Below are 9,369 nucleotides of genomic sequence, written 5' to 3'. Positions count from 1 at the left end.
GGCCGGGGCCGCGGAGGCCCAGGGGTCGTCGGGCATCGAGCCGCCGGCAGCGGCACCGCCGCCGCCCCCGAAGGAGCGGCCGCCGCCACCGCCGCCGCCCGAGGCGCCGGACCGGTTGAGCTTCGCGGTGGAGAACCGCAGCGCGGGGCCGACCTCCTCGACGTCGAGCTCGTACACAGTGCGCTTCTCGCCCTCGCGGGTCTCGTAGCTGCGCTGCTTGAGCCTGCCCTGCACGATCACGCGGGTACCGCGCGACAGCGACTCGGCGACGTTCTCGGCGTACTGGCGCCAGACGCTGCAGGTGAGGAACAACGCCTCACCGTCTTTCCACGCATTCGTCTCTTTGTCGAATGCACGCGGGGTCGATGCGATGCGGAACTTCGCGACGGCGGCACCGGACGGCGTGTAACGCAGTTCGGGGTCGTCGACGAGGTTGCCGATAACCGTGATGACTGTCTCTCCTGCCATGACCTATCTCCTTGACGGTCTCGCAGTTGCAGGGTCGGGTTACCGAAGCTCCGGTCGCAGCACCTTGGTCCGCAGCACCGACTCGCTGAGCCGAAGCTGGCGGTCCATCTCAGCGACGGGACCGGGCTCGGACTGCAGGTCGACGACGGCGTAGACGCCCTCGTTGCTCTTGTTGATCTCGTAAGCGAGACGGCGACGGCCCCAGACGTCGATCTTGTCGACGGCTCCCCCGGCGTCCTTGACGCCCTTGAGGAACTTCTCCAGCGTCGGGCCGACCTGGGCTTCCTCGAGGTTGGGTTCGAGGATCACCATGAGTTCATAGTGCCGCAAGATCGCTCCACCTCCTTCGGTCTCAATCGGCTGCGGTCTCTCCGCAGCAGGAGGAATCACTTGCGCGCCGCCCACCTCGCGGTGGGCAACCTGGCAATCGTACCTGCTGAGGGGTGGTGCGGCCGGGCCGCTCCGCCCCTGGTGTGACGCTACCCGCCGGGTGCGACAGCCCGCGGTCCGACACCGCACCGAATCGCGCCGGGAGTCCGGTTCGCACAGGCGCCCGCGCCGCTCCCGCCCCGCGCGGGGGGCCGCGCTAAGTTTGGAGGCGTGACATCGGAGTTCCAGTACACGGACCTGCTTCCCACCGGCCCGGACACCACCGAGTACCGCCTGCTCACGACGGACGGGGTGAGCACGTTCGAGGCCGCCGGACGGCGCTTCCTCACCGTGGAGCCCGAGGTCCTCACGCAGCTCGCCGCCGAAGCGGTGAAGGACATCTCCCACTTCCTGCGGCCCGCGCACCTCACGCAGCTGCGCTCCATCCTCGACGACCCCGAGGCCAGCGGCAACGACCGGTTCGTGGCGATGGACCTGCTCAAGAACGCGAACATCGCCTCCGGGATGGTCCTGCCGATGTGCCAGGACACCGGCACGGCGATCGTCATGGGCAAGCGGGGCCGGCACGTCCTCACCGACGGCCGCGACGCCGAGCACCTGTCTCGCGGCGTGTGGCAGGCCTACCGCGACCTCAACCTGCGCTACAGCCAGATGGCCCCGCTGACCATGTGGGACGAGAAGAACACCGGCTCGAACCTGCCCGCGCAGATCGACCTGTACGCCGAGGGCGACGACGCGTACAAGTTCCAGTTCATCGCCAAGGGCGGCGGCTCGGCCAACAAGTCGTTCCTGTTCCAGGAGACGAAGGCGATCCTCAACCCGGACGCGATGATGCGCTTCCTGGAGGAGAAGCTCCGCCAGATCGGCACCGCCGCGTGCCCGCCGTACCACCTGGCGATCGTCATCGGCGGCACCAGCGCCGAGTCCGCGCTCAAGACCGCGAAGTACGCCTCCACGAAGTACCTCGACTCGATGCCGACCGAGGGCTCCCCGCTGGGGCACGGCTTCCGCGACGTCGCGCTCGAACAGGAGGTCCTGGAGCTGACCCGCCAGTTCGGGATCGGCGCCCAGTTCGGCGGCAAGTACTTCTGCCACGACGTGCGCGTGATCCGGCTCCCGCGCCACGGCGCGTCGCTGCCGGTGGCCATCGCCGTCTCCTGCTCGGCCGACCGCCAGGCCATGGCCAAGATCACCGCCGAGGGCGTGTTCCTGGAGCAGCTGGAGCGCGACCCGAGCAGGTACGTGCCCGAGGTCCGCGAGGACGACCTCGAAGACGACGTGGTCCGCATCGACCTGAACCGGCCGATGACCGAGATCCGCGCCGAGCTCTCCAAGTACCCGGTGAAGACCCGCGTGTCCCTGACCGGGACGCTCGTCGTCGCCCGCGACATCGCGCACGCCAAGATCAAGGAGCGCCTCGACGCGGGCGAGCCGATGCCGCAGTACCTCAAGGACCACGCGGTCTACTACGCCGGGCCCGCGAAGACCCCCGAGGGCTACGCGTCGGGGTCCTTCGGGCCGACCACCGCCGGGCGCATGGACTCCTACGTCGACCAGTTCCAGGCCGCGGGCGGCTCGTTCGTCATGCTCGCCAAGGGGAACCGCTCCGACCGCGTCACGAACGCGTGCAAGGCGCACGGCGGCTTCTACCTCGGCTCGATCGGCGGGCCCGCCGCGAAGCTCGCGCAGGAGAACATCAAGGCCATGGAGGTCCTGGAGTACCCCGAGCTCGGCATGGAGGCGGTCTGGAAGATCGAGGTCGAGGACTTCCCGGCGTTCATCGTCGTCGACGACAAGGGCAACGACTTCTACGAGGCCACCCGCCAGCCGGTCCTCACGGTGGGCCGCCGCCGGCACATCACCGTCACATAAGACTTGACGAGAGGGCCGCCGACCGTTCGGGTCGGCGGCCTTTTCTGTTGTGCCCCTTGGGAACTGATGTGAACTGTGAGGCAGCGCACAACGCTTGTCCGGATCAGTGCGCGCGGTCAGACTTCTCCGGCCGCTCGGTGAAATTCGCGCCCCGCCGCTGTCGCCCCTGTGCACTTGCGAGCGTTTTCGGGCGATGCCGCGCGAACCTCGAAAGCCCATAAAACCGTTGGGAGAACACAAATCTGGGCAATTCGCAAGGACTGTGAAACCACCTGATGACGGATACGATCCGATCCTCCCTATTGCTCCGTACCTCCCCTCCGGAAGCCGCGATGATCGAACACTTCTCCCACGGGTACACCACCCTCCCGGTGGCCTTCCTGGTGTCCATGACCGGCTCCGCCCTGGGCCTCCTCCTCGCCAAGCACGCCCGCCGCCACGCCCAGGCGAGCCGGCGCGCGCTCTGGCTCCTCCTCGCCGCGTTCGCCATCGGCGGCACCGGCATCTGGGTCATGCACTTCGTCGCCATGCTCGGCTTCACCGTCCGGGACGCCCGCATCCTCTACGACCCGTGGACGACCGCGCTCAGCGCCCTGATCGCCGTCGCCGTCGTCGCCTGCGGCCTGTTCGCGATCGGCCTCGGCCGCTACTCGCCGCTCAAGCTCGCGGTCGCCGGGACGCTCACCGGGATCGGCGTGGCCGCCATGCACTACACCGGCATGGCCGCCGTCAGCGCCGACGTCGCCCTCACCTACCGGCTCGAATACGTCATCGCGTCCGTCGTCGTCGCGATCGCCGCCGCCACGACCGCGCTGTGGCTCTCCTGGCGACTCCAGCGGGCCTCGGCGATGTGGCTGGCCGCGGCCGTCATGGCCCTCGCGGTGAACCTCATGCACTACACCGGGATGCTCGGCGTGCGGACCGCCGGCGACTCCGACGAGCCGCTGCACGGCGTCGACGCCGTCGACCTGGTCTTCCCGATGGCCACGCTCACCGCGATCGTCCTGCTGTTCCTGGTCTTCACCGTCGTCATGGTCCCCACCGACGAGGAGCTGCGCGCCGACGAGCACCTCTCCTCGCTCCAGCGCCGCACCACCGACCGCCCGGTCGCCGGCCGCAAGCCCCCGCGCTACTGACTCCCGACGGGACGCGAACCGGCCCCGCTCGCGTGATGAGCGGGGCCGGATCGCTTGCAGGGAGGGAAAAGCCTCTAGCCGACGGTGTCGGCGAAGTTGTAGCCGTTCGTCTTGTCCCAGTTGATCGACCAGGTCATGGCCCCGCCCATGCCCGGGTACGCCTGGGAGGGAACGAAATCGCCGCAGCGCGTGCGCGTCTCCAGGCAGGTGAGCGCGTCGTTGACCATCGTCGGGTTGACGTACCCCGAGCCCGCGGCGGACTGGACGGCCGGCAGGCCGAGGCCCACCTGGGACGGGGCGAGCCCGGCCTGGAGCTGGATGCACGCCTGCGCGGTCAGGAAGTCGATGTCGCCCTGCGCGTAGACCTGCCCGTTGCAGCCGAGCATGGTCCCGGAGTTGTAGTACTGCATGTTGACGATCGTCAGGATGTCCTTGGTGTTCACCGCGAGCTGGTAGTACCCGCCCGAGGTGGACTGGAAGTCGATCGTCTGCGGCGCCATCGTGTACGTGAAGCCGGGCTTCGCGCTGCTCACCTGGCGCAGCGCGGTCTCGATCGCGCCGGCGTCGATGCCGTGCTCCAGGTCGATGTCGACGCCGTCGAAGCCGTACTCGTTCATGAGAGCGACCACGGAGTTCGCGAACGCGGCGGAGGTCGCCGCGCTGTTGATCGTGACGTTCCCGCGCTCGCCGCCGACCGAGATGACGACCTCGCGGCCCGCGGCCTGGATCGCGTCGATGTCGGCCTTGAACTCGGCCTCGGTGTACCCGGCGTTCGTGAGGCTCGAATCGAGCGCGAAGTCGATCTGGCCGGGCGTGGTCGTGGACTCGGCGAAGGCCACCGCGATGATGTCGTACGCGGCGGGCACGGCGCTCAGCTCCATGACGCCCGAGCCGTTGTCGAAGTTGTGCCAGTAGCCGGTGAGCAGGCGCTCGCCGTTGCCGGGGTTGCCGGTGGGCTCCTCGGTCGGCTCCTCGGTGGGCTCGGCGCTGGTGGGCGGCTCGGCGCCGTCGCAGGCGCCGAGGTCCTCCCAGACGCCCCACTGGCCGGTGGTGCCGGGGGTCTCGCCGGTGGTCCACCACTTGGCGCGGTACTCGCGCTCCTGGTGGCTCACGCGGTCGCCGCCGACGTAGATCGCGCTGCTCTGCCAGGCGGCGCCTTCGCAGACGGCCTGGGCGGAGGCGTTCTGAGCGAACGCGATCGGCACCGCGATCGCGGCACCGGTGACGAGGGCGGAGGCGGCGATGACCGCCGCGGTGCGTAGGCGTCGCAAGGGACCTCCATATATTTAAAGATTCCTAACTGAATATCCCTCATCGTGTCGGTCATCACGGCGGTTGTCAAGGGTTCGGGGCGCAGAAAAATCCGACTCGCCCGGTTTGCGGGCCTGATGTTCAAGCCGTGCAACCGAACGAGTCGGACTCCTTACTGTTCGCTACGCGGCGCCGCGGCGCCTGCGGACCTCGTCGGTCGTTCCCTGAAGCCGCCGTTCGCGCCTGCCTCGCGCGAGCTCGGTCTCCAGGGCGTCGAGCGGCCCGGCGAAGGCGCCCGCGAAGCGCTCCAGCCAGGCCCGCACCGCGGCCAGGCCCGCCTCGTCGACCGCGTAGATCCGCCGGGTCCCCTCGGCGCGCACCGTCACCAGGCCGGCCTCCCGGAGCACCTTCAGGTGCTGGGAGACCGCGGGCTGCGAGATACCGAACGCTTCTTTGAGGAGCGCGGCCACGGTCCCGGCGGACGCCTCGCCCTCGGCGAGCAGCTCCATGATCCGCCGCCGCACCGGGTCGCCGAGCGCGTCGAATACCGGGTCCGACATCGGGCCTCACTCTCAACGACTTCGCGGCAGGGACCGCGCCATTATGCCGAGCCCCTCAGGCCCCCTCGGGCGGCACCGTGAAGAACTTGATCGCGTTCGCGGCGGCGGCCTGCGCGGCCTCGGGCTCGTCGCCCGCGGCGACCGCCGCCGCGCCCCAGGACTCGCCCGCGATCGTGGAGAAGCGGACTCCGACGGGGCCGACCGCCCACTTCTCGGCCTCGGCCTGGTCGACGTCCTCGCCGCCGGCGAGGTGCAGGTCGAGGCCGAACAGCGCCGAGTCCCAGCCGATCCCGACCGCCCCGGGGCCGAACTGCCCCCAGAACTCCGGGTCGACCGGGGCCTCGTGGACGAGTTCGAGCAGCGTGCCGCCGCCGTCCTCGCTCAGGTGCACCTCGACCCACGACAGTCCGCCCCCGAACTCCCAGGTCACGGCCAGGTCGGCGGGGGCGTCGCAGCGCTCGACGACGCCGCAGGCGTTCCCTTCGAGCTGGTAGCGGCCGCCGGGCTTCAGGTCCCCGCTCAGCGGCAGGAACCAGCGCGGGACGCGCTCGGGGCTGGTGACGGCGTCCCAGACGTCCGCCCGGTCGGCGCGGTAGACGCGCCGCGCGACCACCAGCTTCGTCGGTTTCCCGTCGCGCTCGCCGGTGCGGACCTCCCGGGTGACCGCCTTGACGGCCTCGATCGGGTCTACGGCATCGAACATGTTCCCCTCCTAATATAAGTTGCTACTTATACTAGGAGGGTGCGGGTCGGTCCGTCAACGATTCGCCGGGATCAGCGCTCCACGTACCCCAGCAGATCCTGCCGCGTCAGCACCCCGACCGGCTTGCCTTCGGCGAACACCATGAGCGCGTCCCGGTCCTGGAGCGCCTGCACGGCCCGCTCGACCTGCTCGCCCGAGCCGATCGTCGGCAGGGGCGCGCCGATGTGCCGCTCGATCGGGTCGTGCAGCGTCGCCTTCCCCCCGAACAGGGCGTCCATCAGGTCGCGCTCGGCGACCGCGCCCGCGACCTCGCCCGAGGTCACCGGCGGCTCCGCCTTGAGCACCGGCATCTGGCTCACCCCGAACTGGCGCATGATGTCGATCGCCTCGCGCACCGTGTCCTGCGGGTGCACGTGGACGAGCTCGGGGATGTCCCCGTTCTTCCCCGCCAGAACCTCGCCGACGGTCGTCTCCCCGGAGCCGCCGAGGAACCCGAACTCGGTCATCCACGAGTCGTTGAAGATCTTCGACAGGTAGCCGCGGCCCCCGTCGGGGAGGATCACCACGATCACGTCGCCGGGCTTCGCGTCCTTGGCGACCGCCACGGCGCCGACGACGGCCATGCCCGCCGAGCCGCCCACGAGCAGGCCCTCCTCGCGGGCCAGGCGCCGCGTCATCGCGAACGACTCCGCGTCCGTGACCTCCACGATCCGGTCGGCCAGCTCCCGGTCGTAGTTCGACGGCCAGAAGTCCTCGCCGACGCCCTCGACCAGGTACGGCCGGCCCGTCCCGCCCGAGTACACCGACCCCTCCGGGTCCGCCCCCACGACCTGCACCCTCCCGCCGGAGACCTCCTTGAGGTACCGCCCGATCCCGGTGATCGTCCCGCCCGTGCCGACCCCCGCGACCAGGTGCGTGATCTTCCCGTCGGTCTGCTCCCAGATCTCGGGCCCGGTCTGCGCGTAGTGCGACGCCGGGTTCGCCGGGTTCGAGTACTGGTCGGGCTTCCACGCCCCCTCGATCTCGTGGATCAGCCGGTCAGACACCTTGTAGTAGGAGCGCGGGTCCTCCGGGTCCACCGCCGTCGGGCACACCACGACCTCCGCGCCGTACGCCTTCAGCACGTTCCGCTTGTCCTCGGACACCTTGTCCGGGCACACGAACACGCACTTGTAGCCGCGCTGCTGCGCCACCATCGCCAGGCCCACGCCCGTGTTGCCGGAAGTCGGCTCCACGATCGTCCCGCCCGGCTTCAGCGCCCCGGACTCCTCGGCCTCGTCGATCATGCGCTGGGCGATGCGGTCCTTGATGGACCCGCCCGGGTTCAGGTATTCGACCTTCGCCAGGACGGTCGCGGGCGCGCCGTCGGTGACGGCGCCCAGCTTCACCAGCGGGGTGTCGCCGATGAGGCCGAGAACGGATTCGTAGTACTGCATGCCCACAGCCTAGAGCCTCCCCACCGGCGCACCCCCGGGTCCGCGGCCCGCGATTCGCGCCCCGCCAACGCCCCGTGCACGTCCCGAGACGTGGATACGATCGGCGGTGGTGCCTCCCGCGCCGGGCCGACCGGCGAGAATCGGGGCGCACACCTCTTTCGCAACGTAGGGAGAAGACAGGCATGAGCACCGCCGACATCGGCGTGGTCGGGCTGGCCGTCATGGGCTCCAACCTGGCACGCAACTTCGCCCGGCACGGCTTCACCGTCGCCGTCTACAACCGCACGTACGCCAAGACCACCGAGCTGATCGACGCGCACGGCGACGAAGGGGCCTTCGTCCCCTCCGAAGAGCTCGCCGACTTCGTCGCCTCCCTCAAGCGCCCCCGCAAGGCCATGATCATGGTCCAGGCCGGGCCCGCCACCGACGCCGTCATCGACCAGCTCGCCGCCCTCATGGAACCCGGCGACATGATCATCGACGGCGGCAACGCCCACTTCGAGAACACCCGCCGCCGCGAAGCCGCCCTGCGGGACAAGGGCCTCCACTTCGTCGGCACCGGCGTCTCCGGCGGCGAGGAAGGCGCCCTCCTCGGCCCCGCGATCATGCCCGGCGGCTCCGAGGAGTCCTACGAGACCCTCGGCCCCATCCTCGAAGCCATCAGCGCCAAGGCCCCCGACGGCACCCCCTGCTGCACCCGCCTCGGCCCCGACGGCGCCGGGCACTTCGTCAAGATGGTGCACAACGGCATCGAGTACTCCGACATGCAGCTCATCGGCGAGGCCTACGACCTCCTGCGCCGCGGCGTCGGCATCGAACCCGCCGACCTCGCCAAGATCTTCGCCGAATGGAACGCCGGCGAACTCGACTCCTACCTCATCGAGGTCACCGCCGAAGTCCTCGGCCACGTCGACGCCGCCACCGGCAAGCCCCTCGTCGACGTCATCGTCGACCAGGCCGGACAGAAGGGCACCGGACGCTGGACCGTCCAGAACGCCCTCGACCTCGGCGTCCCCGTCACCGGCATCGCCGAGGCCACCTTCGCCCGCGCCCTCTCCTCCGGCGTCAAGCAGCGCGAAGGCGCCGTCGACCTCCTCACCGGGCCCACCGCGAAGACCGACTACCCGGAGACCTTCGTCGAGGACGTCCGCCAGGCCCTCTACGCCTCCAAGATCGTCGCCTACGCGCAGGGCTTCGACCAGATCGCCGCCGCCTCCGCCGAATACGACTGGGGCATCGACCTCGGCTCCTGCTCGGCCCTGTGGCGCGCCGGCTGCATCATCCGCGCCCGCTTCCTCGACCGCATCACCGAGGCCTGGCGCTCCGACCCGGAGCTCCCGACCCTCCTGGCCGCGCCCGAGTTCACCAAGATCGTCACCGACGCCCAGGACGCCTGGCGTCGCGTCGTCGCCACCGCCGCCCTCGCCGGCATCCCCACTCCGGGGTTCTCGTCGGCGCTGGCGTACTACGACGGCCTGCGCTCGCGCCGCCTCCCGGCGGCCCTCATCCAGGGCCAGCGGGACTTCTTCGGCGCGCACACGTACAAGCGCGTC

Annotated in this window: 9 protein-coding genes; 3 read left to right on the top strand and 6 right to left on the bottom strand. The window is 70.1% G+C overall.

From position 1 onward, the window contains the following. Nucleotides 1-468, bottom strand: a 468-nt coding sequence (locus DI269_RS02825) for a single-stranded DNA-binding protein (protein WP_112133615.1), incomplete at its 3' end; no start/stop codon positions are given. Nucleotides 469-507: 39 nt separating this feature from the next. Then, complete coding sequence (rpsF, locus tag DI269_RS02820; RefSeq protein WP_112133614.1) at nucleotides 508-798, bottom strand: 30S ribosomal protein S6; 291 nt, start codon at nucleotides 796-798, stop codon at nucleotides 508-510. A gap of 270 nt (nucleotides 799-1,068) precedes the next feature. Here rpsF and DI269_RS02815 point away from each other — a divergent pair, with 270 nt between their 5' ends. Together DI269_RS02815 and DI269_RS02810 are read left to right on the top strand one after the other, a co-directional pair. Next, nucleotides 1,069-2,730, top strand: a complete 1,662-nt coding sequence (locus DI269_RS02815) for a fumarate hydratase (protein WP_112133613.1) — start codon at nucleotides 1,069-1,071, stop codon at nucleotides 2,728-2,730. Between the two features lie 332 nt (nucleotides 2,731-3,062). Next, entirely contained in the window at nucleotides 3,063-3,866 is an 804-nt protein-coding gene (locus DI269_RS02810) for an MHYT domain-containing protein (protein ID WP_198667095.1), read from the top strand. Nucleotides 3,867-3,940: 74 nt separating this feature from the next. Here DI269_RS02810 and DI269_RS02805 read toward each other — a convergent pair whose 3' ends face one another. From DI269_RS02805 to DI269_RS02790, 4 genes are all read right to left on the bottom strand, one after another. Next, complete coding sequence (locus DI269_RS02805; protein ID WP_112133611.1) at nucleotides 3,941-5,137, bottom strand: glycosyl hydrolase family 18 protein; 1,197 nt, start codon at nucleotides 5,135-5,137, stop codon at nucleotides 3,941-3,943. Nucleotides 5,138-5,299: 162 nt separating this feature from the next. Next, nucleotides 5,300-5,677 (bottom strand): ArsR/SmtB family transcription factor, encoded by a 378-nt coding sequence (locus tag DI269_RS02800; protein WP_112133610.1) that lies wholly within the window; start codon nucleotides 5,675-5,677, stop codon nucleotides 5,300-5,302. 55 nt (nucleotides 5,678-5,732) lie between these two features. Then, on the bottom strand, nucleotides 5,733-6,380 hold the full coding sequence (locus DI269_RS02795; RefSeq protein ID WP_112133609.1) for an SRPBCC family protein: 648 nt from the start codon (nucleotides 6,378-6,380) through the stop codon (nucleotides 5,733-5,735). A gap of 71 nt (nucleotides 6,381-6,451) precedes the next feature. Further along, nucleotides 6,452-7,816 carry a cystathionine beta-synthase gene (locus DI269_RS02790; protein ID WP_112133616.1) on the bottom strand — a complete coding sequence of 455 codons (1,365 nt, stop codon included), beginning with the start codon at nucleotides 7,814-7,816 and terminating at the stop codon, nucleotides 6,452-6,454. Nucleotides 7,817-7,998: 182 nt separating this feature from the next. Here DI269_RS02790 and gndA point away from each other — a divergent pair. Continuing rightward, nucleotides 7,999-9,369, top strand: a 1,371-nt coding sequence (gene gndA, locus DI269_RS02785; RefSeq protein WP_198667094.1) for an NADP-dependent phosphogluconate dehydrogenase, incomplete at its 3' end; no start/stop codon positions are given.

Source organism: Glycomyces dulcitolivorans, assembly GCF_003265355.1.
In the GTDB taxonomy this organism is placed as follows: Bacteria; Actinomycetota; Actinomycetes; order Mycobacteriales; family Micromonosporaceae; genus Glycomyces; species Glycomyces dulcitolivorans.
Note: the sequence above shows the minus strand (reverse complement) of the source record. Positions and strands in the feature narration are given on the sequence as shown.

Bases quoted from the DNA above. Each gene is read 5' to 3' on its own strand.
- DI269_RS02810 (WP_198667095.1), top strand. From the start codon at position 3,063: ATGATCGAACACTTCTCCCACGGGTACACCACCCTCCCGGTGGCCTTC.
- DI269_RS02800 (WP_112133610.1), bottom strand. From the start codon at position 5,677: ATGTCGGACCCGGTATTCGACGCGCTCGGCGACCCGGTGCGGCGGCGG.
- DI269_RS02795 (WP_112133609.1), bottom strand. From the start codon at position 6,380: ATGTTCGATGCCGTAGACCCGATCGAGGCCGTCAAGGCGGTCACCCGG.
- DI269_RS02790 (WP_112133616.1), bottom strand. From the start codon at position 7,816: ATGCAGTACTACGAATCCGTTCTCGGCCTCATCGGCGACACCCCGCTG.